The following is a 26,101-nucleotide window of genomic DNA, read 5'->3' on the forward strand; positions in this document are numbered from 1 at the left end:
CGAAAAGGGGAGTTGGGTATCGCCCCATCTCCCCTTTGAAGTCTGGCTTTGGAACCTTGCGGTGCGTCAGCCGGGTCGATGAGACGCCGGCTGTTTTAGAGCGCTACCGGCTTATTCCGCTGCTTCGGCTTTCGGCATTACAGACACGTAGACTCGGCCGTTGGCCTTCTTGCGGAAGTCCACGTTGCCCGTCGTAAGCGCAAAAATCGTATGGTCCTTGCCGAGGCCTACATTGACGCCGGCATGCCACTTCGTGCCGCGCTGGCGCACGATGATGTTGCCTGGAATGACGGCTTCGCCGCCGAACTTCTTCACGCCAAGGCGCTTGGACTCGGAATCGCGACCGTTACGCGACGAACCGCCAGCTTTCTTGTGTGCCATTGGTGTTCTCCTTTAAACCTTCGATCCCGGAACTCAGTTTGCAGCTTCAGCGGCGGCTTCGGTCTTCTTCGAAGCCTTCTTCGCCTTGCCGCCGGCGGCAGCGATGTCCAGGATGCGGACGATCGTCTGATGCTGGCGATGGCCGCGCGAGCGCTTGGAGTTCTGGCGGCGGCGCTTCTTGAAGGCGATGACCTTCTTGGCGCGGCCCTGATCCACGACTTCGGCGCTGACGACGGCACCTTCGACAAACGGAGCACCGATGGTGGCATCGGCGCCGACGCCGACCATCAGGATCTCGGTGAATTCGATCTTGTCGCCAGCAACGCCTTCCAGCTTTTCGATGGTAATGACGTCATTGGCCGCCACGCGGTACTGCTTACCGCCGGTCTTGATGACTGCGAACATATTTTGTCCTTTCATGTTCGGTCCGGCTCTTTGCCCGAAGGCAAGGCCGTCTTTTTGCCAGTCGCTACATGGAGCGAAGCGCCTCGGAAATCCTCGACCTTCGCCAGTGAACGGGCACAACACTTACCCGGCGCGGCACGAGCTAAGCCCACACCAACTCATGGCGCGGATTACGGGAACGGCCCTTGCTTGTCAAGGCGAAAGCCACCATATCGCAGATATTCTTATCGCAAGCCCTTGCCAGCGGCAGAAACTGCCGCTATGAACCGGCCGCGCTGAACAAGCGCCAACCGGCCCCGCGGAGAGGTGGCAGAGTGGTTGAATGCACCGCACTCGAAATGCGGCATGGGTGCAAGCCCATCGGGGGTTCGAATCCCCCCTCTCCGCCAGTTTTGTTATGAAGCCGTTGTTTTTCCTGTATTTTTTGTCCGCCTCCGTTGACGGACCATCATTTAGCCCATCACGACTGCAGTGACAGTTGCTCGTTCGGCAACCCTGAGGAATGATCGGCGCTACTCTCACTATGGGATCGAAATGCGTCCTGCCCAAGCGAGGCGAAGAATGCTTCGATTCCTCATGGCGATCTTGCCGTAGCGATGTTCGAATTTGCGGCGGCGGGCTGTCTACCTCACATCTCGGTTGAGGTGCAGCTATTTGAATGGGCGAGTCTCGAGCTACCGGCAAATCCCCACAATTTCCATCGTGCGAGGTCGTTCTCCCGTTATGCTCCAAGTGGACCGGTACCCCGATCGCGACCACGGTGCCGAGCTCCGTACAGCTGTCGTTATCGAGGCCAACTCTGAGGCCTGATGGAGCATACGGAAACAGCGCAGTTAGCATCTTGCGTGGTCTCCTCGAATCGCCCAATAAGTGAGCCTGTTCGATACGGTTCTGTATCTCATAATTCGGCTTGCGCATGAGTGCTCGCTCTCAACACCGCCGGTAGGCGGAGAGGAACACTCATGTCTTGCGGCAGCAAAGACTCAGTTAACCGGAACTCGTTTTCCAGCCACCCGAATCTCGACGAAGAACGCGGCAAGTCGGTTGCCTGTCGATTGGCTACTGCCGATAACCCGCCGCAACCTGAGTCTTCCAGTGAGCTCGACTCATCTCTGCAGGCAGGGAATAAGCGAAGCTCCCTTGCCAGCCGGGCATCAGGCGCACCGAAGCCAATGTCCGTAGAGGCTGAACGGTATCTGACAGTGCGCGACGTCGCCCAGCGTTTTGCCGTTAGTATCCAGACCGTTTGGCGCTGGGCCAAGGAACGCACCGAATTCCCCAAACCAGTTGAACTGTCACCAGGAACAACGAGGTGGCGGATGAGCGATCTCACCGCTTTCGAGCGCGGTTTGTTGCGAGACGGGCGATGAGTTCGCCATGGATGAAGTTCTACCCTCGCGACTGGCGAGGTGACCAGGCTCTGAGGGCGGTGAGCATCGCCGCTCGAGGGCTGTGGATGGAATGCCTCTGCTTGATGCACGAGGCTAAGCCGTATGGGCACCTGCTGCTCAACGGCAAACCTGTAGAAGATGGCGCCGTAGCGCGCATGACGGGTGTATCGGTGGACGAGGTTTCGGCGTTGATGGCCGAGCTGAGACAAGCCGGCGCCTTTAGTGTGACACGCGACGGCGTCATCTTCTCGCGACGCATGACGAAGGATCATGCACGGGCCAGTAAAGGCCGAAAAGCCGTCCAAAAGCGTTGGGCGCAAGTCGATGAAAATACAGAGAAATCATCGGCACCTAATAGGGTACCTGAATAGGGACCCTATTACTCAGAAGCCAGAAACCAGAAACCAGAAAGATAATACCTCCTCACTTCGTTCGGAGGTTTGCCCGGAGCCGGATAGATCCGCTCCGGCCTCACCTCCGTCGCCGACAGCGATTGAGCTTCCAGCAACGAAGGACGAGGTAGTGCGGATCACTCAGGCCGACGTGGCGGAGTGGTCCGAAGCCTTCCCGGCGGTCGACGTCCGTCAGCAACTCGCATCGATGCGAGCGTGGCTCAACGCCAACCCCAAGAACCGGAAGACAAGCACCGGCATGAAGCGGTTCGTCGTCTCATGGCTTTCCCGCGAACAGGACCGCGGCGGAACGCGCCAGCAATCCAGATCGCCGCCCCCCAGCAGAAAACCGCCTTCCAGCTTCACCAGGAAGCATTCGCCAAAGAGCTCGACAGGACCATCAAAGGAACCGACCGAAATGACGACCGCCCTGACAACGTTATCGACCTTGCAGCAGCAGATTACCGCTACGGCGGAACGCCTTCGCCCATGCGGTGACGATGGTGTTGCCAAGGCCCTTAAGACCCTACAGACGGCGGGTCTAGCTTTGGCGTCGACGATCGCCCCCGGAGATGCGCAAACGGTCTATGCCTACGCTCTCTCCGGTCTGTCCCATGAGGCACTGACCATCGCCTGCAAGAAGCTTATCCGCGGCGAATACAACATCGACGGTAAGGCTTTCATCCCCGTCCCCGCCGAGTTTGCCTCAATCGTGCGCTCAGAGCAGAGGCTCATCAGCGAAGAGCACGCCCGCCTCAAGGACACCGTCGCGTCAATCCAGCTTGCGCGGCCTGAGAAGGGAACGGCAAACGACCCGGAGGCCCGCGCGCGGGTCCGCACCATAATCGAGGAGTTCCGAGGCTGGCACAAGGGGCAGAAGGAGAACGAGGCGCGCGGCGGGACACCGGCCATGCCGCCGTCTCCGGAGCAGTTGGCGATGTGGGAGAAGGATCATGGCCTTGCCTGACGCTCCGAACATCAGCGCCGAGCAGATGTCCTACCGTCGCAAAGTGCAGTCCGACATCGACGCCGCAATAACCGTCGAGAACCAGCAGGCGGCGAAAGCTGGCACGCAAAAAGACTCGAGATGGGGAGGTTTTGTCACCCCTAAAGGGAACATCCGCAGCGAAACCGCGGAAGCGGGCACCTCGTGGCAAGGCGATCGACAAGCCGCAAGAGCCCAAGCCGGTGAAGTTCCAGAAGCGGTTTGTCGGCATGGCCCGGCTGATGTTCCTGTCGAAGGTCAACGACAAGGACATCGCCGAAACGTTCGGCATCGATGTCGAGACACTGGAATGGCGGAGGAGGAGCCCCCCGAACTCGGCGCGACCGATCTGGAGGTCTCGCAGGCGTTTCAGGTGAGCATTCGCACCATCCGCCGATGGAGACTGCAATATGCCGAATTCTGCGAGGCGCTGGAGATGGCTTATCACCGCAAGGTTCAGATAGCCATCGATGCCGTGACCCCGGCGCCGGCGACGCCAACGGAGGACCTGTAGGGCGTAACCGATGGCATCAATAAAGGCTCAAAAGCGGGGAGGTTTTGTCACACCTAAAGGAAAATTAGCGGCAAAGAGCCGCAAGCCGAAGGCGACGCGTGGAAAGGCCGCCGACCGGCCGGAGAGCCGAAGCCGGCGAGTTCCAGAAGCGGCTCGTCAGTCTCGCCGGGCTGGTGTCCTATCCGATCCCGTGGCCCGTCCCGTAGATCGAGCCAATATCTGGCAAACTCCTTAGTCACCGGCTTGTCGTGGATTCACACGTCAAACTGCTATACTTGCCAAACAACCCAGGGGTGAAACATGGAGACGGCGCTATACTACCCATACATGCGGATCGACGACGAAGGGTGGCTTAAGGCTACGCTGTTTCTCTTTGACCAAGTGCAACGTATCGTTCCAACGCCGGACGTGGCTGGCGATACGGATGCCATCAGGCGCTACATTCATGAGAAGTCAAAACAGGTCCGTTGCTGGCGGCAGCGCCCCTTTGGGAAAGTCATGTGCAGCGGGCTCAAATTCGTCTGGCTTCGCGAATTGAAGCGGACGCCAGAGAAACAAAATTTCGAGACAAGTTCAGCGAGGACACAACGTTACGGGAACGTCCTGCGCACGACCGGTTAGGCTTCCAGATGCATCACGGCAAGCTGGAGTATCCCTACGCCAGGTCTTAGCCAAATACGGACTCGCGTGGAAACCCGACCAAGCAAGGACGCAATGACCGCGCTCATCGAAGGCGCGTCCAGCCTCGCTCCGGTCTCCGCCGGAGGCGCGACTGTGGTGCTGGCCGTACCCCTCGGCCCCGTGATGCAACTCGGGTTGGGCGTGGCGGTCAGCTTTATTGCGCATGGGATCAAGACGTATGCGGAAATGCGCAGCGACGCTGGCAAGAGTGTCTACCGGTACCTCACCGCCATGGAAAAAGCCGGGGTCGTCTTCCGCTCGGAAATTAGACCCACACGCCAGGCTCTCCAGGAGTCCGAGTAGGGGCTAGCGCTAATCAGGAGATTGCGCGTGGAGCAAGTATGATTCGGCGCGCCACATCACCCATGCCCGATGGCCATATGTCACCTCTTAGCGTCACGATAGTCCGCGGTTGCTCTCCCTTGGTAGGGAAGGCAGGATCTCCGGTGTTTGTTCGCCCTTTAACGGTTCGGGGGTGGGCGGAGCGGTTAGGCAGGGCTTTCGAACGACATCCGTCGGTCGTACGACCGCTTGTCATTCGGTAACTTATATGGCATTCCTAATGCAATCATGAATAGATTGGCATTATAACTTCGCTCTGGAGCAAGAAGTGGGCTTCATTTCTTGCTTGTCAGTTACCCAGGTGGTGTATGAGGGTTGCCATCTTGACACCTGTCAGACTGTTGGGGGACGGTCTTGCGCGGTACCTTGAGGGTAGAGCGGGAATTGAGATTCTGCATGTTGTAAACGATATCGGTGCCATGCGCGTCGTGATGCAGGCCGACAAAGTCGATGTAATTCTTGTCGATATGACCCAACCACTGGATCTGGAGGAGGTAAGATCTCTTGCCGCTTCCAATCGCAATGTCGTTCTTGTCGCACTCGGCTTGAACGAGCATCGGCAAGACGTGATCCGATGCGGCCGCGCTGGTTTCACGGGCTACGTATCGAGAGATTCCACCGTCGAGCAACTGGTCAAGGCGATAAATGATACAATCGCAGGGCGGTTGGCATGCCCGGAAGAGATCTCCGGCGGGCTCCTCCGGGCGCTCTTCACGCGCGAGCCCGAAATCACCAGGGCCGAGGAGGGGCAGCCCCTTACCAAGCGGGAGGGTGACGTGCTCCAACTCATTGGCCGGGGTATGACCAACAAGGAAATTGCCCGCGAACTCGGACTGAGTGTCGCCACAGTGAAGCATCACGTGCACAACGTGCTGGAAAAGCTCAGCCTTCCGCGCCGGGCGCACGCCATGCGGCGAGTGAGGGAGAGGCCCTGGCTGGCGAGTTGAGCCGTCAGAACAGGCTGGTGTCGGCGTCGGGAAAGGTGATACTAAGGTTGCTGATAAACTGCTTTCTCTCGTCGTCCATCAACCCTCGCTTCTTGGACAAGATGGCCATTTGCCAGGGAAAAAGCCCACGGCATTCATCGAGCAGGCCTAAGTACTCGCCGACGCCCAGATCCAGAGCTTCGGGCTTCTCCTCGCCGTTGGAACCCGTGTCGACGAAAAGTTGCAGGCGACCGTCTCTTTCGGAAAACGTGACCAGTCTATCGTCGATCGTTCGGTCAAAGGCGATCTGATCGAATCTGTCGCGCCCGATATGGAAGAATACGCTGCCGAAGGGAAAAATGTTCATGCCTCCGAATTGCACCTCGCTCCCGGAAACATGCTCGAAGCCGAGTTGCAACGTTCTTGCCTGACCGTAAAGGCCCAGGAGCGAGGCCTTGTCGTCTTCGTTCAGGCTCTGCAAAACCGCCTGAAACTCTTCGATATCCGCCTGTGTGATCGGGGGGCCGACATCGTGGACCACGTTCTGAAAGCCCGGCAAGCTCTTGTAGTTATGGATGAAGTCTAGGGTCTTCTGCATCAGAAATACGCCCTTGCTTTCTCTGATTTCCGCCCGAGAAGACGATCAATCTCTGGTATGTAGTCTTCGAAGTCGCCCTTGTTCGCTGACTTCATATTCCTATAGAAAGCTCTCATCCTCGATAGAAAATCCGCCTCATTAGCAAAAGATCCCGATCCCTTGACTTCGGAAATGTTGTGTGAGAGCCCGGAGGGCAGCCCCAATATCACCCGCCACGTTTTGTAGCTGGCGGTCTTCAGGTCGACCAGCGCTTTGCCTTTTGGCGGTGGGGCGGCGATGGGATGCGCGGGATACAACTTCGTGGCCACATCCTGAACCCATTCCTTGCCCCTCTTTTTCATGGTCGAGATGTCGATCTTTACTCCTGTCGGGAAGCCGTGGATTGCTTGGTTGTCATCCGGATCCTTGATGTCGTGATAGCCAGCCACGGCCACCTTGTAGTGCACGATCATGTTTTTCTCGAGCATGGCTTTCACGGCGGCCTCGGGACCCTCGCGCATCCAGGCATTGTCCGTTTTGCGGGCGGGGATGAGGTTCGCATTGGCACCTGAACCGCCAAAGAATTGGCTGACCAGATGCACGCGCTCCCAGTACTTGTGCTCGGGATCGAAGGTCTTGACATGAGTCCACCCAACAATTGTCGGAGCAGGCTTCTGGCCCTCCGGCGTATTCTTCGAGAGCCCGGATACTGTGGCCGTTCCTGCGATTGGCCCTATTGGCTGGTATGAAAACTTTGCTTCGGGAAATTCCTTCGACACTCCGACGCCCAGGATCGCCAGGTGAACAACAAGCTTCCTGAACGATGCGCGCAGGGTCTTTATGGAGTCCGCGTCCTCAGGGGTTTTCTCCAGCGTCAGTTTCGCCTTGTTGGCGGCGGCCAGTTCCGCACGGGCATTGGCGAGCGCCGTGGTCTTTCTCGGAGTTCCGGCTGATTTCACCTCCGACTCTAGGTTTCCATCGGGCTCGAGCAGCTTAGCCAGCGAAATCACATTGCTGGCAACCATGATCTTTGCGTTGCGTTCCGATCCTTCGAGGTAGATCCGGTGGGGCTCGTTGTCTTCCGTTTTGAACCTTTCGCTGATGCCGAGCCAGCCGGCGACCTTCTCTATTGCCTTCTTTCCAAGGCCGATCAGCCAGTCGATGCCGGCCTTGAGCTTGTCGATGATCCAGAGGATCGCCTTGTCGACCTTGGCGCGCAGCTTGTCGATGGCCTTGCCCAGCTCGCGGCCGACATCGCCGAGCCCCACCTGGTCGGCCAGGAACCCGATCACGACCGGCATGCCCTTCTTCATGAGATCGGCGAAGACGCCACCGACCTTCTCGAAGGCGCCGTTGACGAGATCCACGATGTTGTCGAGCCCGCGATTGGCCATGTCGAGGATCTGGCGCATCCACTTTTTGGCGGTGACGAGTGCGTTGTATAGGCTCTGCGCGGCGGTGAGGATCGCGCCGAATCCCGCTGTGGCAGCCGCTTTGACAAGCTCCTCGGTCACCTTTGCGGCAACCTTTTTGATGATCCACTCGGCGCCGGATTCGAGGAGCGACAGCCCGAAGTCCTTCGCCTGGTTGAGCATGCCCGCTGCATTGTCCTTCGGCGACTTCGTCACATCGATGGACTTGTTCACCCATTCCATGATGCGAGTGATCTTGCCCATGACCTGCCGGAACTTTTGGGCCCGGCCGGGGAAGCGCTGCTCGAGGAGTTCGTAGACGTGGTCCACGGAGATGCCGAGGATGCTCAGCACGAATTCGAAGATCTGGCCGAGATCGGTCCAGTTGGTGGGCATGATGATGTTCTTGTCTTTGATCTCGCCCAGCAGCCAGCCCTGCAGTCCGTTCTTGATGTTCTCCAGCTTGTCGTCCCAGATGATCTTGAAGCCCTGCGCGATTGCTTTGATCGTCGACTTGATGAACTCGAGCGGTTTCCTGATGACCTGGTCCCAGGCGGCCATAGCCTTGGCCGCGACGGTGGCGAGCAGATCGGGCGGCAGGTTGAAGATCCTGAGCACGAACATGAACGCGGCCTTGATCGCGCCCACGAGATCCTTGTTATGGAAGACGAGCTTGATGAGCCGGCCCACTTCTTCCTTGGTTTTCTTCCAGGCGTCGTCGTCCTTGACCAGTTCGGAGAACAGCTCGACCTGCCTGAGTATGATAGGACCGAGGAAATCAACGATCGGATCCCTGATGCATTGCGGCACCGCGTTCCAGATGGTCTCACCGAGCAGCACGGGCAAGCCGTAGATGTCGATGATCACGTCGCCCACGCGACTGAGGAAGTTCATCACCTCGCGCAAGAAGGCGGAGAGCTTGTCGAAGGCGCCGCCGAGCCACAGCTTGAGCTCGCCGAGCTTGCTGTTGACGTAGCTCGCAAGCGATTGTGCCTGATCCGACAGCCACTGGGTCAGCCTAATGATGAAGCCGATGGCGCTTCCGCCGACCACGGCGGCGGTCTTGGCGAGGCTTGCGGCTAGGCCGGTGAGCGAGGCGCTGATCGAATTGGCGACGCGCGTAACCGAGGCGGTGACTCTGTCTATGGCCGACGCAAGCGGAGGGATCAGCGTCTTCTCGACGAAGACGCGGGCAGTCGCCATGATGTTGCCCTTGCCCCAGTTCGCTGCAACCCAGGAGATGCCCTTGCCGAGTTCGATGGCGGCTGCGCCGAGGGCAACCATCGGCCCGACGGGTGAAAGCGCGAGAATTACGGCGCCCACCGCCGCGCCCACCGCCTTGAGCTGCTCGGTATAGGGGGCAAGCTTGAGCTTTATCGCATTCCAGGCTTCGGTGAGCTTCTGCTCGACCCACTGCAATATGCCGTTGCGGCCGTCGGGCGAATCCCGATCCCCAGCCAGTCCTTCAGCATGTTCCACATCTGGATATATGGTTCGCGCAGCCCGGCGGTCTTGTCCCAGAGCCACACTGCTGCATCCTGCACAAGACCGGCGACCATCTTGATGAGGCGCCACTGTTCGGCAGCCGATTCCTTGATCCAGTCGACGATCGGGGCGCCGATCTTCTTCCATACGTCGTCAAGGAACTTCTTGATACCCGCGACGATCGGCTGCACCAGCTCGACTACCGGCGTGATCAGCCGCATGGCGATCTGCTCGATCTTCTCCGCCGCGGCCCTTATGGGAGAGCAGTCGTTCTTGGCGATCTGCGCGCCTGCCGTCTGGATCGTCTCGATGATGGGTCCGATGGCGGCGGCCACCTGTTCGCCGGCACCCGTCATGGCGTCGAGCGGCTTGCGGACCGACCCAAAGACATTGTCCACGGCAGCAAGGGCCTGCTCCGCCAACATCTCCTTCATCCCGCCCTGCTGGATGATGGAATTGAGACCTGGTGCAACGGTGCTGATCGCGAGCCTGACGGCGCCCTCGGGCGACAATCCGTCGAGCAGCTTGCTCACCCCGGCCAGGAAGTCGTCGCCCTCCTCACGCTGGATCGACCGCTGGGCCGCGTGACCCTGCTGAATGGTGTGGGTCAGTTCATGCGCGATCAGCGTCTTGCCGTCGCGGCTCGAAGGCTGGAACTGATTGCGGCCAAAGAACACGTGACCGCCGACGGTGCCGCACGATCTGGCCGGGTGGTAGTGCTTTCCTCGCCTCCGTCACATCCTTCATTGCGATAGAAGTTTCGGAATTCCGGCTCGCGCATTAGAAGGGCAACGTCGATCCGCTCCGGCGCAGTAGCCAGGAGTGCCTTGCCCTTGTCCGTGGCGAGAAAACGGCCCCGGGCAGGTGAGGCGATCAGCCCGGCCTTGCTCATGTAGAATTTCGCCCAGTGAATACGGTTGTGCAGCAGACGCTGGCGGCCGCTCGGCAACAATTCCTCACGTTCCTCCGGCGTCAGTCCCAAATCATCAGCGATACGCTCAGCGACGTCGGCAACCCGCGTTTCGCCCTCGGACGCCAAGCGCAGGACAGGAAGCATTAGAGCCTGGTAATCCGGGATCATTGATCCGCCTTCCAAAAGTCTATCCGCTGGCACAATCAAGCTGCCGCAGTTCAACCACAAAATTATGCATTCGATCTCCACCCTCTGGATCAATAAGTTCAGATTCAATTAACTCAAAGAAACTCGTTTTGAGCCGCGCGATTGTGGGAAGGGCTTCAAACTTACAAGTCTTCTTGAATTTCCCAACTGCCTCGAGTGCACCATATCTACTTGTAATATCGATATTGTTTTCCTGAGCGTAGGAAATGCAGTGTTCCAGCCATGTCTTATATCGCTTTCCGAGTACATTTACCTTCAAACGCGTTTCAAGATTGAAAACACGTCGCCAATTTCGAGATATTACATCAGGATCGAAAGTTAGGACCCATTCTGGCCCATCTCCTGCACCAGGAAGGAGAATAGTCCCATCGAGGGATACCGTGACATGCTCATCCCCATATGGATCCATACAGTCGACCTTCTGATGTAACTCGTCCAGTAAGATGTCCTGAGCGCCTTTATATGAACGATTGCAAGTCGTTCCCATGGCCGTGAGATTGCGAAGGTTTGCGCCAGCGAATGGATATTTGGATGCGGCCAGGTAATGGTCGAGATCGGGATCAACGAGATCCGGATCAGGCGCCTCGATAATTTCGAGCCCGCAAAATGGGCAACAGCCACTTTCGATGTGGGCGTGGACGAGCTGGTGGTAACGGGCCCTCACAGTTTCGTTAGATCCCGGGGTCTTAAGGTCGGAGAGCTTTTCGAATGCATATTCAAAGAGGTCTCGAGTAGCCTGATGAACCGTCGGCAATGTATTCGGCAAACTGGCCGGTAATGGCACGAACGGCTTCCAGTGGCCTCTTCCTGATCGAGGTTTTTCCGGCTCTGGCACTGGCTGCTATCGAGGAGGCCTTCTGTTCGAGGCTAGCAGCCCCGAAGTACAATCCTGCCAACCGGAAGCGCTTCAAGATCAGCGACTGGCAGGCAGTCGCAGAAGCGACCAGGCGGTTCGGCATGTTGAACTCGCTGCGGCACCTGGACGAATGGTGCTTGATAGCGGCAAACGCCGAGGCGCCGAGCAAGGCCGACCAGGACAAGGTCGACGCATTGATCTGCGGCCTTATCGGGTTGCATTGGCTTGTCGCTCCGCGGGATCAGTCGGTGATGATCGGTGACCTGGAGAGTGGCTATATGATCGCGCCGGCGACGCGCGGCGTGCATGAGAGGTTGCGCGCGGCGGCGCGGCAGCGGGATGTAGCGATTGCCTGAGTAGGGCCACGGACACAGGTCCGCCGCTTCTATTGCTGGAATGTCAATCCTCAAGCCAGAGAGGCGGATCTCAACCCGGTCATGTTCTGCCAGGACAAAGATCGAAGCGCCCTTATGCATCCCCTCAGCATCACTCCCCCGCATTCCTGCTGAGCCACGCCTCCAATCCCGCGATCACCGACAGCCTCAAACTGGCGTTGCGCGTCAACGCCCGGGCAAGCGGGCGGCCGTCGGGCGGGAAGCCCATTTCGGCCATGACGTCGGCAGGTTTCAGCCCGCGCCGGGTCATTATCGTTCTGATCCCGGCAATTGTTGAGGGAAGCAGGTAGCGGCCGCTGGCGATCGGGGTTCCGGCGGGCTGCGGGCCGGCTTCGGGCGGGGCGGCGGCGGCGGGCAGCGCGTCTTTGGAGACGAGCCAGGCGAGAAAGCTTGCATGTTCAGCATCGCTTGCCTTCGTCCAGGAGTTCTTGAGCTTCTCCAGACGGCTGCGCTCCGGCTTCAGGCCGGCGAGGACCAGCGCCTGGCGCAGCGAGGGGATTTTGCCGGTGGCAAGCGCGGCGTGGATTTCCGGAAATTCGGCCTTGAGGCGGTGCAGGTAGGGGGCGTCGTCGCCTTTGGTTTTCTTCGCCATCTTGGCTCCGCTTGTGACTTTCCCGGGCGGTGTAGAGCATTTCAACGTTTCATAGAAACACTGAAATTCTCTAACGGGTCCAACGCAGTTTCGGACGGAAAACCGTTACGCACTTTCCTGGAAGTGCTCCAGCGCGCCGGGAGAATGGGGGCGAGCGAAATATCCGGTGTCCGCCGAACCTTGGTTTGAAAGCCGGTCTCGCTCCAGTTCTGCACAAGTCAGCCTTTCTAACGTCGCCCGACAGCCGTAATGAATGCGGCGAAGGAAGGACGATTCGATGTCTGACGATGTTGAGCGCTACGGCGACCCGCAGGATGCGACCGTGGCCCTGTACCTCATGAACAATGACGGCGGCGAGCTGACCGACGTGCTGGTCGCTGCGCTCGAAGACGCATTTCGGATTCTCAATGAGGAATGGTCGAGCCGGTCGATGCATTGAGGCATCGCCGGTAAGCCTGCACGCGAACGGCCATCCCGCGCGAGGGGAAAGCGAAGCCGTTCACCCGTCCTTGAGCAGACCCTCCATTGCGGCCGCAGCGCCAAGCAGCATCGCGTCCGCGCCGTGCCGGCCCATCAGCATCAGCCCTGCCGGCCGGCTCGAGCCCGCCATCGGCAGGGTTATTGCGGTCAGGTCGAACTGGTTGGCAACCTGAGTGTTGCGCAGCAGCAGGTCCTCCACGCGGCGGTATTCCCTCCTGTCCTCTTCGACCGAGGCGATGCTGACGGCGGGGATGGGTGTGGTCGGCAGCAGTGTAAGATCGAAGGGTGCCAGCCGCTCGTCCATGGCGCGCATGAGCTCTTGCCGCGTCCGCAGCAGGTCCTGGATCGCGGCGTCGGGGACCGTCAGGCGGCGGCGCAATGTGGATTTTACGCGGATGTCGACCGGCGCATTGTCGTCCAGGAGCCAGCCCGCGTGCACACGGCTTGCCTCGAGGCCGGCGAGCGAGCCGATCGCGGTTGCCTCGGCGAAGCGGGCAAGCAGATCGTCGATCCTGCATGCGGCGAGTTTCGCACTCGCACGGGAGAGTGCCTGCAGGCTCCTTTCGAAAGCCGCCGCAATCTCCGGCGCAAGCCCTTCGAGAAGGGCGCCTTCGGGGATGCCGAGCTTCAGGCCGGCGAGCGGCACGGGCTCGAGCGGTCTCGGCGTCTCGCCGGCCATGACCGCGTCGGCGGCCGCGCAATCGGCGACCGTGCGCGCAAGCGGGCCGATCGAATCGAGGCTGGGGGATAGGGGAAGGCGCCCTCCAGAGATACGCGGCGGGCGGTGGGCTTGAAGCCGACCAGGCCCTGCAGGGCGGCCGGAATGCGCACCGAGCCGCCGCTGTCGGAGCCGATGGCGATCTCGCTCGTGCCCTCCGCCGCCGAGACAGCGGCACCCGAGGAGGAACCGCCGGGAATGAGGCTCGGGTCGACGGCGTTGCCGGGCACCGGGTAATGCGGATTGAGGCCGACGGCCGTAAAGGCGAATTCCGTCATGTGAGACTTGCCGATGATGACGGCGCCGGCCGCGCGGAGACGCCGGACGATCGCCGCGTCCGCTGTTGCCGGAGGCGCCGCGCGGCGGATGATGGAGCCCGCAAGCGTCGGCTCGCCGGCGATGTCGAAGAGGTCCTTGATGGAGACGATCCGCCCGTCGAGGGGCCCGAGGCTCTTGCCCTCGCGCCGCCTCCCGTCGGCAGCGTCCGCTTCCGCGCGGGCTCGCTCCCGATAGAGCTTTACAAAAGCGCGTTCATCGTTCCGCCGCCCGTCAAGTCGGGCGAGAACGGTTTCGAGTCGGTCGCGGGACGGCATATCTGACGGGGGCAAGGAAGGACCTCGTGAATTGCGGCCCAAGTCCGGAGGGAAGTCCTTGGAAGCGCTCTAATATTTAAAGGATCGTACGATTGATGTACAATAGGAGGCGATAGCGACAAGCAATCGGGAAGACGCCGATGCGAATTCTACGATCCTCCGCAATCCTCGACTCCTCCGCCATCCACGAGGTCAGATACGATGCACCGCGCCGGACGTTGAGCGTCTGGTTCCTCGGCAACCGCAGGCCCTATCACTACCTCGACGTTCCGGAAGAGGTTTACGAGGAACTGTTGCATGCGGATTCCGCCGGCAACTATTTCAATCAGCACATACGCCATCACTACGGGTTCCTGCATTAAGGCCTGTTTCATTACTGAGATTCATTTCGGAGGACTGCAATCTCTCCTCCCTCGTCATCTCCGTGCTCGTCACAGAGATGAGAGCGGCGCCGCGTCTGCGGCGCGGGAAGCGTTCTTTCAGCCCAAGGACTTGGTCTGGCTGGATTCCTGTGACAAGCACAGGAATGAGGAAATCGAACAAGCGGCGGCGGGTAGCCCGAGCCCGTTTCACAGAACTGTCGCCAAACCGTCCGAATAGTTTCATCCGTCTGTAAAGCCGCTGACATCCGGCTGGCCAATGGTCCGCTCGCGAGAACCGACGATTCGCGAAACGGAACCGGAGGCAGGGATTGGCCGCTCTTCGAAACACCCTCACCAGGCGTTCTTTCCTCTTCTCCGCCGGCGCCGCCGGTCTTGTCGCTTCTTCCGGTCTCGCCACGCCGTTCTATGCGCGCGGCTACGGGCGGCCGGAATTCGCCCATGGGGTGCAGTCCGGCGATGTCGATACGGGCTCGGGAATGATCTGGACGCGGGTCGATCGGCCGGCGCGCGTTTCCGTCGAATATTCGACCACGGAGAGCTTTTCGAATGCCGTCAGGCTTGCCGATATCGATGCGACGCCGCTGACCGACTGCGCCGTCAAGTGCCGGCTCGACAAGCTGCTGCCGGACCAGGACATCTTCTATCGCTTCGTCGCGACCGATCTCTACGACGCCAATCGCGTCTCCGAACCGGTCGTCGGGCGCTTCCGGACGGCTCCCTTGCGGCGCCGCTCCGTGCGTTTCGTCTGGTCCGGCGACACGGCGGGGCAGGGCTGGGGCATCGACGAGATCGGCATGAAGACCTATTCGACCATGCGGCTGCACGAGCCGGATTTCTTCATTCATTCCGGCGACACGATCTATGCCGACAATCCCATCCCCGACGAGATCAGGCTGCGCGACGGCGGCATGTGGAAGAACCGGATCGTCACGCCCGAGAAGCGCGACGTCGCGCGCACGCTCGAGGAATATCGCGGCCAGTGGAAGTACAACCTGCTCGACGAGCATGTGCGGAGGCTCCATGCCGAATGTCCCACCTTTTATCAGTGGGACGACCACGAGGTCCTGAACAACTGGTCGGCCTCGACCGATCTCAGCGACGACCCGCGCTATCCGGAGAAGGATGTCGCCGTCTATGCCGCCCGCGCGGCCCGCGCCTTCCACGAGATGACGGCGATCCGCACGCTTCCGACGGAGCCCGGCCGCATCTTCCGCAAGATAGCCTATGGTCCGCTGCTCGACGTCTTTTTCGTCGATCTGCGCTCCTATCGCGGCCCCAACCAGGGCGAGGGGGGTGGCGACCTCTTCGGCTGGCGGCAGGCGGACTGGCTGAAGCGCGAGCTTGCGGCGTCCAGCGCCACCTGGAAGGTGATCGCCTGCGACATGCCGATCGGCCTCATCGTCTGGGACGACTATTCGGCAAGGCGCGGATCGGATGCCATCGCCGATGGCGACAATGGCGCGCCGAAGGGGCGCGAGGCGGAATTTGCGGATCTCCTGCGCTTCGTCCGCGACAACGCGATCGAGAACATTGTCTGGCTGACGGCGGACGTGCATTACACGGCGGCGCATCACTACGATCCCTCGCGGGCCGCCTTCAAGGACTTCTCGCCGTTCTGGGAGTTCGTCTCCGGGCCGCTGCATTCCGGCACCTACGGACCGAAGGAGCTCGACATGACCTTCGGCCCCGAGGTTCGCTTCATCAAGGCGTCGGGCGGAGGAATCGACAGCAACCTGCCGCCGTCGGCGGGCCTGCAATTCTTCGGCATCGTCGATATCAGCGGCCAGACGCGGCAGATGACGGTGCGGCTGATGGACCGGCGGGATCAGGAACTCTGGCGGGTAATCCTCGATCCGGCGGTGTCCGTTTGAGCCGGCGGCGCTTCACGCAGGTCAGCCCTGCGCGCCGGCCCCCTTTCGCTTCCGGGAAAAAACCTGTATGAGCGCGGCAACTGAAAAGCGGTACCTGCCTCGTCGCGCGTGCCCACGAACTTTCCGAGACAAAAAATGAGCATTCGCAACATCGCGATCATCGCGCACGTCGACCATGGGAAAACCACGCTCGTCGACGAACTCCTGAAGCAGTCGGGCTCCTTCCGCGAAAACCAGCGCGTCGCCGAGCGCATGATGGATTCCAACGAACTGGAAAAGGAACGCGGCATCACCATCCTCGCCAAGGCGACTTCGGTCGAGTGGAAGGGTACGCGCATCAATATCGTCGATACCCCCGGCCACGCCGACTTCGGCGGTGAAGTCGAGCGCATTCTGTCGATGGTGGACGGCGCCATCGTTCTGGTCGACGCCGCCGAAGGCCCGATGCCGCAGACGAAATTCGTCGTGGGCAAGGCCCTCAAGGTCGGTCTTCGGCCGATCGTGGCGATCAACAAGATCGATCGTCCCGATGCCCGTCACGAGGAAGTCATCAACGAGGTATTCGATCTCTTCGCGGCGCTGGACGCGACCGATGAGCAGCTCGACTTCCCGATTCTCTACGGTTCCGGCCGTAACGGCTGGATGAACGTCGCGCCGGAAGGTCCGCAGGATCAGGGCCTGGCACCGCTCCTCGATCTCGTTCTCGATCACGTTCCGGAGCCGAGCGTCGGCGAAGGTCCGTTCCGGATGATCGGCACCATTCTGGAAGCCAATCCCTTCCTCGGCCGCATCATCACCGGGCGCATTCATTCCGGTTCGATCAAGCCGAACCAGGCGGTCAAGGTCCTCGGGCAGGACGGCAAGGTGCTCGAATCCGGACGCATCTCCAAGATTCTTGCATTCCGCGGCATCGAGCGTCAGCCGATCGAGGAAGCCCATGCGGGCGACATCGTGGCGATCGCCGGCCTCTCCAAGGGTACCGTCGCCGACACGTTCTGTGATCCGGTCGTCAACGAGCCGCTGAAGGCACAGCCGATCGATCCGCCGACCGTCACCATGTCCTTCCTCGTCAACGATTCTCCGCTCGCGGGCACAGAAGGCGACAAGGTCACTTCGCGCGTCATCCGCGACCGCCTGTTCAAGGAAGCCGAGGGCAACGTCGCGTTGAAGATCGAGGAATCGTCCGAGAAGGATTCGTTCTACGTGTCGGGCCGAGGCGAACTGCAGCTCGCGGTCCTGATCGAAACGATGCGCCGCGAGGGCTTCGAGCTCGCCGTCTCGCGTCCGCGGGTGGTCATGCACAAGGATGAGAACGGGCAGCTTCTGGAGCCGATCGAAGAGGTCGTCATCGACGTCGACGAGGAGCATTCGGGCGTCGTCGTCCAGAAAATGTCCGAACGCAAGGCCGAAATGGCCGAGCTTCGCCCGTCCGGCGGCAACCGCGTGCGGCTGGTGTTCTTCGCGCCGACCCGCGGTCTCATCGGCTATCAGTCCGAGCTTTTGACCGATACGCGCGGCACGGCCATCATGAACCGTCTGTTCCACGACTATCAGCCCTACAAGGGTGAGATCGGCGGCCGGGTGAACGGTGTTCTGCTCTCGAACGACTCCGGCGAATCCGTGGCCTATGCAATGTTCAATCTCGAAGATCGCGGCCCGATGATCATCGACGCAGGTGAAAAGGTCTATGCCGGCATGATCATCGGCATCCACACGCGCGACAACGATCTGGAAGTCAACGTCCTCAAGGGCAAGAAGCTCACCAACATGCGCGCGTCCGGCAAGGACGAGGCGGTAAAGCTGACGCCGCCGATCCGCATGACGCTCGACCGGGCGTTGTCATGGATCCAGGACGACGAACTGGTCGAGGTCACGCCGAAGTCGATCCGGCTTCGCAAGATGTATCTCGATCCGAACGAGCGCAAGCGCTTCGAGAAGTCGCGGACGGCCGGCGCGGCTTAAGGGCTGGACCCGAGGAGAGGGCGAGTCCGACCCTTCTGATTTCGTCGATCTTACGAACCCCGGAGCGATCCGGGGTTTTTGCTGTGTGTGCCTTTCGCGGGCGGCTTGCGGATAAAGTTAAAAAGGCGTTAACCTTGGGGCAGGTGCCGTTAAAGTTGCCTGTGGGTTAACGCCGCGCGACAGTCCGGCGGGATTCCTGTCCGCCGCGTCGTGTGTTTAGAGTCGCAAGTCATGAAGACTGTTTCGATCGAGGTTCGGCCTGGGGAGCCGCATGAGGCGGCGGCAATCGCCGACGTGCATCGCGTTTCCTGGTTGCAGGCCTATGGCGGCATCATCCCGCACCGCCCCCTTGTCCGAATGGTCAATCGCCGCGACGAGACCTGGTGGCGCAAGGCCACGCGCGGACCGGCGACCCTTCTCGTCGTCGACGTCGCCGGCACGATAGCCGGCTATGCGACGCTGGGCCTGAGCCGGGCTCGGGCGCTGCCGCAGGAAGGCGAGATCTACGAGATATATCTGAGGCCGGAATATCAGGGCATCGGCCTCGGACGTGTCCTCTTCGGGGAAGCAAAGAGCCTTCTGAAATCGCTCGGCTGCGAAGGGCTGGTCGTCTGGTGCCTGGAAGACAGCGCGAACGCCTGTAATTTCTTCCATTCGGCAGGCGGTCGCGATATTGCCGAAGGGATGGAGGATTTCGGCGAGAAGCACCTGAAGAAGGTCGGCTTCGTCTGGAGTTGAGGGTTGCCGCAAGGCGCTGTCATCGGTCCGGGCGTTTAGGACAGCCTCATTTCGGCAGGAAGTGCATGGGTTCGCCCGCCTTGTCGCCGCGATTTCCGTGATAGGATGCCTGGTCCGTGCCGCAGCGGAAGCTTGCGGCTCTTTCGTCGGCTATCCTGCGCGCCAGCGTGTTCGCATCGGCATTGGCGAGCGCGTCGACATAGCCGACGACGCAGCCGTCGCCGTCCTCCTTCTGTGCGACCTTCGAAATCACCAGAACCTGTCCTTGGAACGCCTTCGTGCTCCTGTCCGTCTGCGGATCCGGGTTCTCGATGATCCAGCGCAGGATGGCGGCGATCGGCTTCCTCCTGTCGTCGAGGCGCCATTCGACGGTGGTTTCGGCATGGTTGAAGGGACCGAAACTCTCGAAGCCGTTCTCCAGATAGCTTTGCCTGACATGGCCGAAGAAGAAGCTCTGGCGGATATCGCTCTCGATGAAATGGACGGGATAGTCACCTATCCCGGGACAAAGGCTCTGCGACGAGGCACCTTCCCACTCGCGCAGGAGCCGGCACTTGTCACGGCTGACGTCTGTGTAGACGCTGTCATTGGCAAGTGCAGGCGCAGAGATCAGGGCGGCGGAAAGAAAATAGCGAAGTTTCGGGCGCATTGTCTCTCCTGCGAAGATAAATATCAGCCCCGCCCCTTTTTAGCCGCGTGGCGTGCCTAGAGCAAATCCGCCCGCCCGGAACCAAAGTCATGTTGCATCGCGGCATGTTTCCCTTTATCCGACGGGACGACTTTTCAAACGACCCCTGGAGGTGCTCATGCGGATCGACGCGATTTCCATCGGAAAGAATCCACCGGAAGATGTCAATGTAATCGTGGAAGTCCCGGTCGGCGGACATCCGATCAAATACGAAATGGACAAGGAGGCCGGCACGCTGGTGGTCGATCGCTTCCTCTACACGCCGATGACCTATCCGGGCAATTACGGCTTCGTGCCGCACACGCTTTCCGACGACGGCGATCCGATCGACGTGCTGATCTGCAATACCCGTCCGCTGGTTCCGGGCTGCGTCATCAATGTCCGCCCGATCGGCGTGATGATGATGGAAGACAATTCCGGCCAGGACGAAAAGATCATCGCTGTTCCCTCCGCCCATCTGACCAAGCGCTACGACAAGGTGCACGATTACACCGACCTGCCGGAAATCACCCTCAAGCAGATCGAGCATTTCTTTGAGCACTACAAGGATCTGGAGCCCGGCAAGTGGGTGAAGATCTTCGGCTGGAAGGATGCCAGCATGGCCAAGCAGCTGATCCGGGAAGCGGTCGAGCGCGCCAAGACGAAGAAATAATCGTTTCGCTGTTTTTCCGAAACTGAAAACCTCCGGCTCGACCTCGATCCGGAGGTTTTTGCGCTTTGGATCAGGACGATCTTAGGTCGGGTCGCCGTAAACTCTCGAATAGGTCGACGCGCGCGACGGGGGCGAAACTGCACACGCTTTTCCTCATCCCTGCTCTGGGGCGTGTTGAAATCCGGGCCCGTCGCCGCCGCCTGTTTGATCTCCTCATTTCTGTGCTTGTCACAGGAATCCAGCCAGACCAAGTCCTTGGGCTGAAAGGCTCTTCCGCGCCGCAGACGCGGCGCTGCTGGATCCCTGTGACGAGCACAGGGATGAAGGTGGAGAGGGTGCGGTCCTCGGCGCGTCTCATATACCGTGAAGAGAGTGAGGCGGCGCGGAAGGCGGGGCACGCCCGTGTACAGCGTTCCGCTTCGCTTCGATGCAGATGTAGACGTAGCCTTTATCGCGTGGCAGGTTGGCCATTCCCTCGCACATCGGCAAGCGAAAGTTGTAGTAGCCGCACATCCCCCGGTCCCTCATTCCTGTGCTTGTCACAGGAATCCAGCCAGACCAAGTCCTTGGGCTGAAAGAACTCCTTCCGCGCCGCAGACGCGGCGCTGCTGGATCTCTGTGACGAGCACAGGGATAAGGAAAAGGAGAGATTGCAGTTTCCGAAAAGTTTCCTGACGACGTCGCGCGTCTTATGAGACGCGCAAAGGTCGCTGCAGCACTTTGAGCTGCTGCATGTTTTTGTCCTTTGATCGACTACGATCAAAGGAAACGTTCAGTGGCGCACGAAGGAATTCGAGCGCATCGCCATGGGTGCCGGCAATCGCAACAGGCCTTAGCGCAGCAGCGCAGGAGCGATGGTGGTGTTCAGGAAGAGCTGGATGAAATAGAGGATCACCAGCACGACGAGCGGCGAAAGGTCGACGCCGCCCATGTCGGGCAGCACGCGCCGGATCGGCCGGTAGAGCGGTTCGGTCAACTGATAGAGCGAGCGGCCGATCATGTTGATCGCCTGATTGTTCACGTTGATCACGTTGAACGCATAGAGCCAGGAGAAGATGGCCGAGGCGATGATCAGAAACCACGCAATGTTGATGATGAAATTCAAGGTGCCGATGACAGCAAGCATGCCAGTCTCCAATTCGTTGTTGACAGACATGTAGACATTAGGAACTAAACGAGCAAGTACGCCGGCCCGTCTCGCGCGATCATGTCAATGGCACGGAGCGCGCCTTTCTTCCCTTCCCTGCAGTGCTCAGCGGTTTTCCGATGCGCAAGGATCGCTGCAGGATTCAATTTCCGCACGCTCCCGCTGTTCGATCGGCGACGATATCAGGAGCCTGCAGCAGGAGCATTTCAGCATGTCGGCCGTCCATGCCGCGCACCGCTTCGCCGCCTTCAGGCATGTCGGCTACCGGCGTTATTTCTTCTCCCGCCTGCTCGCCTATTTCGCCGTCCAGATCATGTCCGTGGCCGTCGGCTGGCAGATCTACGATCTCACGCGGGATCCTTTCTCGCTCGGTCTCATCGGCCTTTTCCAGTTTCTGCCCTCCCTCGCCCTCATTCTCGTGACGGGCAGCGTGGCGGATCGCTACAATCGCCGGGCGATCATGGGCATCTGCATGCTGGTCAGCACGCTCTGCGGCGCAGCACTTCTGCTTTTGACGGTGACGGGGCTGTTTTCACCCTGGCCGGTTTACGCGATCCTTGTCGTCTTCGGCATAGAGCGGGCCTTTCTGGGGCCCGCTTCCCAATCGCTGGCGCCCAATCTGGTGCCTGCGGAAGACCTGCCCAATGCAATCGCCTGGAACTCGACCTCCTGGCAGACGGCGATGATCGTCGGCCCGGTGGCTGGTGGGCTCCTCTACGGATTCGGCCCGACCGTGCCCTATGCGGTCAGCCTCGGCTTCTTCGCCGCCGGCGCCCTGATGGTCTTCGCCGTGCCGAAGCCCGCGAGGCGCTCGCCGCCGTCGGCCGCAAGCTGGCAGACGATCACCGCGGGTTTCCGCTACATCAAGGCCGAGAAGATCGTGCTGGGGGCGATCTCGCTCGATCTGTTCGCCGTGCTGCTCGGCGGCGCCGTCGCGCTCATGCCGGTCTTCGCGCGGGACATCCTGACGCTCGGGCCGTGGGGCCTCGGCCTCCTGCGGGCCGCACCCGGTGTCGGTGCGGTCGGCATGGCGGTGTGGCTGGCCGCCCACCCGATCCGCAATCGGGCCGGTCTCTATATGTTCGTCGGCGTCGCCCTTTTCGGCCTCGCGACGGTCGTTTTCGGCCTTTCGGCGACGCCCTGGATATCGATCGCCGCACTCGTCGTCATGGGCGCTTCCGACATGATCTCGGTCTATGTGCGCGAGATCCTGATTACGCTCTGGACCCCGGATGAGCTGCGCGGCCGCGTGAACGCCGTCAACATGGTGTTCGTCGGTGCTTCCAACGAACTCGGCGAGTTCCGCGCCGGCATGATGGCGTCCGGCTTCGGCGCGGTCTTCGCGGTCGTCTTCGGCGGCGCAGGCACGCTTTTCGTGTCGCTGCTGTGGGCACTCGGCTTTCCGCAATTGCGCCGGATCGACACGCTGGATGTGCCGGAGGCGCAGCGGAGGGGGTGATTGGGAGGGCTCAGGAAGCGGGCAATTGCTGCTGCACGCCGCGATCGCGCCCTCTCACAGCCCCGCCCTCCATAAAAATCAGCTCCAGAAAATTCTCCATCCATGTCCGCAAGGGATGGTCGTGCAGCATGCGGCCCTCCAGATGCGCTTTGCCCAGCTGGGCACCGGGGAGCTCGAAGCGATGGGCGCCGTGCACCACCCAGCGATGCATCATCGCCCGCGTCAGCTCGCCGTGGAACTGGATGCCCCAGGCATTTTCGCCGTAGCGGAAGGCCTGGTTGGGGTAGGTATCGCCGGTTGCCAGCAATTCGGCGCCCTTCGGCAGGTCGAAGCCTTCGCGGTGGAAGTGATAGACCATCGCCGGCCAGTCCATCAGGGCCTTGCCGGCCTGCGTGGCTCTGAGGGGATACCAGCCGATCTCGGTGATGCCTTCGTGATGGGCTGCGACCTTGCCGCCGAGATTTCGGGCCAGCATCTGCGCCCCGAGGCAGATTCCGAGATAGGGCTTGTTTTCCAGAAGCGGCACGGACAGCCAGTCGATTTCGCGCCGTACGAACTCCTCCTCGTCATTGGCGCTCATCGGTCCGCCGAAGATGATCGTCCCCGAATGCGCTTCCAGCGTGGGCGGCAGCTCGTCGCCGAGCGCGGGGCGGCGGATGTCGAGCGAAAAGCCCTTCCGCTCGAGAATGTGGCCGACACGGCCGGCGCTCGAGCGCTCCTGGTGAAGCACGATGAGGATGGGTCTCTTGGCGTCTCTTTGGGTGTCTGGGACCTCTGGCGGCATCGTCAGCTTTCCTGTTGCGCCTCGTTTTCCTCCACCATGTCGATCTTGGCGGCTGCTTCCTGGCGTTTCAAGACCCGGTCACGCCCGGAAACGCCGAGGAGGTCGGCAATCCGCCAGATCACGTGATCTTCCATCTCGCTGCGCGCACCGTCCGCGTAGACGATTTCCCACAGCATGCCGACGAGCTCGATGCGTTGCTCCTCGGGCAGGTGCCGCTTTATATCCGACGTGAACTGGTAGAAATCGATCGCTTCGCTCTCGGCGCTCTCGCCGGCCGCGACCAGGGCGTTGAGAGCGGCATCGTCAAGCTTGTAATGCTCCTTGATGAGCTTGCGCATCTTGCGGCGCTCGGAGCTGCGGACCGCGCCGTCCGCTTCCATGACCTGAAAGCAGAGGCCGATCACCGCCACGCGGGGGTCTCCCACTTCAATCCGCGCCGAGCCCGTCATTCCTTCCAGAAATGCGCGAAAACGTTCAAACATGCACTATCGCCTGCAGCCTGTGGATATGTCGGGGTTCAGAAAAGACGGAAGTTGGCGGTGGTCCGTTCCGTCGCCGCCGGTTCGCGCACGCCCGGATCGTCCGGGGGCGTCCGAAAAGGGATCCGGCGCCTCCTCCGCATCCTTGTCCTTTGCAGGCGATGCGGCCGGTTCCTTCCGGTCGGGAACGGTGATCGCCTTCTCCGGCTCGACCCGTTCTTCTCGGCCCGCTCTCCTTCGGCCCGTTCTCTCTCGGTTTGCTCGCGCTCCGCTGGCGGGGCAGCCTCGACCGTCCGTTCAGAAGCCGGTTCCTCGGCGGGGCGGAGCACCGTCGCGACTGGCGGGAGGCTGCGAATTGCCTGGTCGGGGTTCAGATGCCCGTCCTCCGTTGCCGCCGCGATCTGCGACGGCGGAGCCTTCCACTCGAAAGCGTCGAGTCTGCCGCTGACCGGCGAGACCGGCAGCCAGACGGGCGAGGTGACGCCGTCGGCGGTCCAGGCCGGATCACGCGGGCTCTTCAGTGCCTGCGCCATCCAGTGCCGGATACGGCCCTCGTCGCCAGTGTCGGCCTCCTCGATATCCGCGAGCAGCAGAAAAATGCTCTCCCTCGGCTCGAGCCGGGCGGCGGCCTCTGCCTTTGACCGGGCAAGAGCGAGCTCGCGCGCATCGAGCGCCGCCTCGGCGACGGTCGCCAGTGCTACGGCATTGTTGCTGCGGAGCGATTCGAGCTTCTTCGCCCGCTTCAGACGGTCGAGGGTGGAATCGCCGCCGCGCGCCCGCACATAGAGGCGCGCAATGTCCGGATGCGGATCCGATTTCCACATCCTCTCGAGGATCGAGGCACCCTTGCGCAGATTGTCCTCGCGAAAGAGCGCCTTGGCGGCAACGAGGGCCGCCGGCACGAGGCGGTCGTCGAGCTTCAGCGCCGCCTGCGCGTCGTCCCGCGCGGATTTCGGGTCTGCATCCAATCTTTCCATTGCCCGCGCCGTCAGAAGAACGGCCTTTTTCCGGTCCGCTTCCTTCCTTTCGAGCACATGGGCGGCGCGGCTCTGGTCGAGCAGACGGATCGCCTCGTCCCACTGGCGCGCCTGGCTGCGATGGTCGAGCGTTGCCAGGGTCGCCCACGGCAAGTGCGGCGCCTTCTCGGAGGCACGCTCGGCGTATTGGCGCGCGGCCTCGTTGGCGCCGAGGCGCTTGGCTTCCAGATAGAGCCCGCGCAGGCCGAGTTCGCGCGTCTCCGGGTCGTCCGCCATCGCCTCGAATTTCTTGCGTGCGTCGTCGTATTTGCCTTCGATCAGCGCGGTCTGCGCTTCGAGCAGATGGATGAGCGGCTCCTGATCCGAGCTGATGAGGTTCCGCGTGCGTGCGGCCATCTTGCGGGCGAGATTGGCGTCGCCGGCGCCGGCCGCGATCAGGCCGGTCGACAATGCCTGATAGCCCCGGTCGCGCTTGCGGGCGCGAAAGTAACGCGTGACGGTGTGCGGCGACAGCCAGATCGTGCGAAGCAGCCAGACGACGATCAGAACGGCAGCGAAGAGCGAGATCAGGATCGAGGCGGCGCGCATCAGGCTCATCTCGATGAGCTGGCCCTGCCAGATCAGCGACAATTCCCCCGGACGATCCGCGAGCCAGGCAAAGCCGAGAGCCAGGCAAAGGACGAGGAGTACGAAGAACAGTATCCGGATCATATGGT

28 protein-coding genes, 1 tRNA gene and 2 pseudogenes are annotated in these 26,101 nt (G+C 61.0%); 17 read left to right on the forward strand and 14 right to left on the reverse strand.

The window, feature by feature from the left end; all coding sequences use genetic code 11:
• Positions 1–111: 111 nt before the first annotated feature.
• Together rpmA and rplU are read right to left on the reverse strand one after the other, a co-directional pair.
• Positions 112–381: a 50S ribosomal protein L27 gene (gene rpmA / locus N0Q91_RS18905; RefSeq protein WP_018097331.1), complete on the reverse strand. Its 270-nt coding sequence runs from the start codon at positions 379–381 to the stop codon at positions 112–114.
• A gap of 33 nt (positions 382–414) precedes the next feature.
• A complete protein-coding gene (gene rplU / locus N0Q91_RS18910) occupies positions 415–786 on the reverse strand; it encodes a 50S ribosomal protein L21 (protein ID WP_003531204.1) in 372 nt (123 codons plus the stop codon).
• 300 nt (positions 787–1,086) lie between these two features.
• On the opposite strand from rplU, the gene N0Q91_RS18915 reads away from it, so the two are divergent.
• The 8 genes from N0Q91_RS18915 (at position 1,087) to N0Q91_RS18950 (ending at position 6,038) form a co-directional block, all read left to right on the forward strand.
• Positions 1,087–1,175, forward strand: a tRNA-Ser gene (locus N0Q91_RS18915).
• Between the two features lie 573 nt (positions 1,176–1,748).
• A complete protein-coding gene (locus N0Q91_RS18920) occupies positions 1,749–2,156 on the forward strand; it encodes a helix-turn-helix transcriptional regulator (RefSeq protein WP_275597187.1) in 408 nt (135 codons plus the stop codon).
• Between the two features lie 11 nt (positions 2,157–2,167).
• Complete coding sequence (locus tag N0Q91_RS18925; protein ID WP_275597188.1) at positions 2,168–2,548, forward strand: hypothetical protein; 381 nt, start codon at positions 2,168–2,170, stop codon at positions 2,546–2,548.
• Between the two features lie 439 nt (positions 2,549–2,987).
• On the forward strand, positions 2,988–3,536 hold the full coding sequence (locus N0Q91_RS18930) for a hypothetical protein (RefSeq protein WP_275597189.1): 549 nt from the start codon (positions 2,988–2,990) through the stop codon (positions 3,534–3,536).
• Entirely contained in the window at positions 3,523–4,068 is a 546-nt protein-coding gene (locus N0Q91_RS18935; protein ID WP_275597190.1) for a hypothetical protein, read from the forward strand. The genes N0Q91_RS18930 and N0Q91_RS18935 overlap by 14 nt, the downstream gene beginning before the upstream one ends.
• A 300-nt stretch (positions 4,069–4,368) precedes the next feature.
• Entirely contained in the window at positions 4,369–4,689 is a 321-nt protein-coding gene (locus N0Q91_RS18940) for a hypothetical protein (RefSeq protein ID WP_275597191.1), read from the forward strand.
• Between the two features lie 93 nt (positions 4,690–4,782).
• Positions 4,783–5,052: a hypothetical protein gene (locus N0Q91_RS18945; RefSeq protein WP_275597192.1), complete on the forward strand. Its 270-nt coding sequence runs from the start codon at positions 4,783–4,785 to the stop codon at positions 5,050–5,052.
• Positions 5,053–5,510: 458 nt separating this feature from the next.
• A complete protein-coding gene (locus N0Q91_RS18950; protein ID WP_275597193.1) occupies positions 5,511–6,038 on the forward strand; it encodes a LuxR C-terminal-related transcriptional regulator in 528 nt (175 codons plus the stop codon).
• A gap of 4 nt (positions 6,039–6,042) precedes the next feature.
• Here the strand turns inward: N0Q91_RS18950 and N0Q91_RS18955 are convergent, their stop codons facing one another.
• Together N0Q91_RS18955 and N0Q91_RS18960 are read right to left on the reverse strand one after the other, a co-directional pair.
• On the reverse strand, positions 6,043–6,615 hold the full coding sequence (locus N0Q91_RS18955) for a hypothetical protein (protein ID WP_275597194.1): 573 nt from the start codon (positions 6,613–6,615) through the stop codon (positions 6,043–6,045).
• Entirely contained in the window at positions 6,615–8,912 is a 2,298-nt protein-coding gene (locus N0Q91_RS18960; protein WP_275597195.1) for a hypothetical protein, read from the reverse strand. Before N0Q91_RS18960 ends, N0Q91_RS18955 begins: the two co-directional genes overlap by 1 nt.
• Before the next feature lie 115 nt (positions 8,913–9,027).
• Here N0Q91_RS18960 and N0Q91_RS18965 point away from each other — a divergent pair, with 115 nt between their 5' ends.
• Positions 9,028–9,363 (forward strand): hypothetical protein, encoded by a 336-nt coding sequence (locus N0Q91_RS18965; protein ID WP_275597196.1) that lies wholly within the window; start codon positions 9,028–9,030, stop codon positions 9,361–9,363.
• A gap of 16 nt (positions 9,364–9,379) precedes the next feature.
• Here the strand turns inward: N0Q91_RS18965 and N0Q91_RS18970 are convergent, their stop codons facing one another.
• Genes N0Q91_RS18970 through N0Q91_RS18980 form a run of 3 tightly spaced genes read right to left on the reverse strand, consistent with a single transcriptional unit; the run spans position 9,380 to position 11,395 of the window.
• Positions 9,380–10,168: an eCIS core domain-containing protein gene (locus N0Q91_RS18970; protein WP_275597197.1), complete on the reverse strand. Its 789-nt coding sequence runs from the start codon at positions 10,166–10,168 to the stop codon at positions 9,380–9,382.
• Positions 10,114–10,572: a winged helix-turn-helix domain-containing protein gene (locus tag N0Q91_RS18975; RefSeq protein ID WP_275597198.1), complete on the reverse strand. Its 459-nt coding sequence runs from the start codon at positions 10,570–10,572 to the stop codon at positions 10,114–10,116. The genes N0Q91_RS18970 and N0Q91_RS18975 overlap by 55 nt, the downstream gene beginning before the upstream one ends.
• 19 nt (positions 10,573–10,591) lie before the next feature.
• Positions 10,592–11,395 (reverse strand): hypothetical protein, encoded by an 804-nt coding sequence (locus N0Q91_RS18980; protein WP_275597199.1) that lies wholly within the window; start codon positions 11,393–11,395, stop codon positions 10,592–10,594.
• On the opposite strand from N0Q91_RS18980, the pseudogene N0Q91_RS18985 reads away from it, so the two are divergent.
• Positions 11,383–11,823, forward strand: a pseudogene (locus N0Q91_RS18985) (DUF429 domain-containing protein); the annotation flags it as partial. The gene N0Q91_RS18980 and the pseudogene N0Q91_RS18985 sit on opposite strands and share 13 nt — an antisense overlap.
• 130 nt (positions 11,824–11,953) lie before the next feature.
• On the opposite strand, the gene N0Q91_RS18990 reads toward N0Q91_RS18985, so the two are convergent.
• On the reverse strand, positions 11,954–12,454 hold the full coding sequence (locus tag N0Q91_RS18990) for a hypothetical protein (RefSeq protein ID WP_275597200.1): 501 nt from the start codon (positions 12,452–12,454) through the stop codon (positions 11,954–11,956).
• 277 nt (positions 12,455–12,731) lie between these two features.
• On the opposite strand from N0Q91_RS18990, the gene N0Q91_RS18995 reads away from it, so the two are divergent.
• Positions 12,732–12,893: a hypothetical protein gene (locus N0Q91_RS18995; protein WP_018097328.1), complete on the forward strand. Its 162-nt coding sequence runs from the start codon at positions 12,732–12,734 to the stop codon at positions 12,891–12,893.
• A gap of 60 nt (positions 12,894–12,953) precedes the next feature.
• Here N0Q91_RS18995 and N0Q91_RS19000 read toward each other — a convergent pair.
• Positions 12,954–14,260, reverse strand: a pseudogene (locus N0Q91_RS19000) (amidase).
• A 125-nt stretch (positions 14,261–14,385) separates the two neighbouring features.
• On the opposite strand from N0Q91_RS19000, the gene N0Q91_RS19005 reads away from it, so the two are divergent.
• The 4 genes from N0Q91_RS19005 to N0Q91_RS19020 all read left to right on the forward strand — a co-directional run bounded on the left by N0Q91_RS19005 (position 14,386) and on the right by N0Q91_RS19020 (position 19,199).
• The gene (locus tag N0Q91_RS19005; protein WP_100672766.1) at positions 14,386–14,607 is read left to right on the forward strand and encodes a KTSC domain-containing protein; all 222 of its coding nucleotides are present in this window, start codon (positions 14,386–14,388) and stop codon (positions 14,605–14,607) included.
• 329 nt (positions 14,608–14,936) lie between these two features.
• Positions 14,937–16,499, forward strand: a complete 1,563-nt coding sequence (locus N0Q91_RS19010; RefSeq protein ID WP_275597201.1) for an alkaline phosphatase D family protein — start codon at positions 14,937–14,939, stop codon at positions 16,497–16,499.
• 135 nt (positions 16,500–16,634) lie between these two features.
• On the forward strand, positions 16,635–18,461 hold the full coding sequence (typA, locus tag N0Q91_RS19015) for a translational GTPase TypA (RefSeq protein ID WP_275597202.1): 1,827 nt from the start codon (positions 16,635–16,637) through the stop codon (positions 18,459–18,461).
• A 231-nt stretch (positions 18,462–18,692) separates the two neighbouring features.
• Positions 18,693–19,199, forward strand: coding sequence for a GNAT family N-acetyltransferase (locus tag N0Q91_RS19020; RefSeq protein WP_018097322.1), 507 nt, complete (start codon positions 18,693–18,695; stop codon positions 19,197–19,199).
• Positions 19,200–19,245: 46 nt separating this feature from the next.
• Here N0Q91_RS19020 and N0Q91_RS19025 read toward each other — a convergent pair whose 3' ends face one another.
• Positions 19,246–19,848 carry a hypothetical protein gene (locus N0Q91_RS19025; RefSeq protein ID WP_275597203.1) on the reverse strand — a complete coding sequence of 201 codons (603 nt, stop codon included), beginning with the start codon at positions 19,846–19,848 and terminating at the stop codon, positions 19,246–19,248.
• Between the two features lie 157 nt (positions 19,849–20,005).
• On the opposite strand from N0Q91_RS19025, the gene ppa reads away from it, so the two are divergent.
• Positions 20,006–20,539: an inorganic diphosphatase gene (gene ppa / locus N0Q91_RS19030; protein WP_003531185.1), complete on the forward strand. Its 534-nt coding sequence runs from the start codon at positions 20,006–20,008 to the stop codon at positions 20,537–20,539.
• Between the two features lie 832 nt (positions 20,540–21,371).
• Here ppa and N0Q91_RS19035 read toward each other — a convergent pair.
• A complete protein-coding gene (locus N0Q91_RS19035; protein ID WP_003531184.1) occupies positions 21,372–21,665 on the reverse strand; it encodes a YggT family protein in 294 nt (97 codons plus the stop codon).
• A 232-nt stretch (positions 21,666–21,897) separates the two neighbouring features.
• On the opposite strand from N0Q91_RS19035, the gene N0Q91_RS19040 reads away from it, so the two are divergent.
• A complete protein-coding gene (locus N0Q91_RS19040) occupies positions 21,898–23,145 on the forward strand; it encodes an MFS transporter (RefSeq protein WP_275597204.1) in 1,248 nt (415 codons plus the stop codon).
• Between the two features lie 10 nt (positions 23,146–23,155).
• Here N0Q91_RS19040 and N0Q91_RS19045 read toward each other — a convergent pair whose 3' ends face one another.
• Genes N0Q91_RS19045 through N0Q91_RS19055 form a run of 3 tightly spaced genes read right to left on the reverse strand, consistent with a single transcriptional unit; the run spans position 23,156 to position 26,096 of the window.
• On the reverse strand, positions 23,156–23,929 hold the full coding sequence (locus N0Q91_RS19045) for a glutamine amidotransferase (RefSeq protein ID WP_100672772.1): 774 nt from the start codon (positions 23,927–23,929) through the stop codon (positions 23,156–23,158).
• Between the two features lie 2 nt (positions 23,930–23,931).
• Complete coding sequence (locus tag N0Q91_RS19050) at positions 23,932–24,411, reverse strand: tellurite resistance TerB family protein (protein WP_018097317.1); 480 nt, start codon at positions 24,409–24,411, stop codon at positions 23,932–23,934.
• A 35-nt stretch (positions 24,412–24,446) separates the two neighbouring features.
• Complete coding sequence (locus N0Q91_RS19055; protein WP_275597205.1) at positions 24,447–26,096, reverse strand: heme biosynthesis protein HemY; 1,650 nt, start codon at positions 26,094–26,096, stop codon at positions 24,447–24,449.
• Positions 26,097–26,101: the final 5 nt, after the last annotated feature.

Origin of the sequence: Sinorhizobium prairiense (assembly GCF_029201645.2) — a bacterium.
In the GTDB taxonomy this organism is placed as follows: Bacteria; Pseudomonadota; Alphaproteobacteria; order Rhizobiales; family Rhizobiaceae; genus Sinorhizobium; species Sinorhizobium meliloti_A.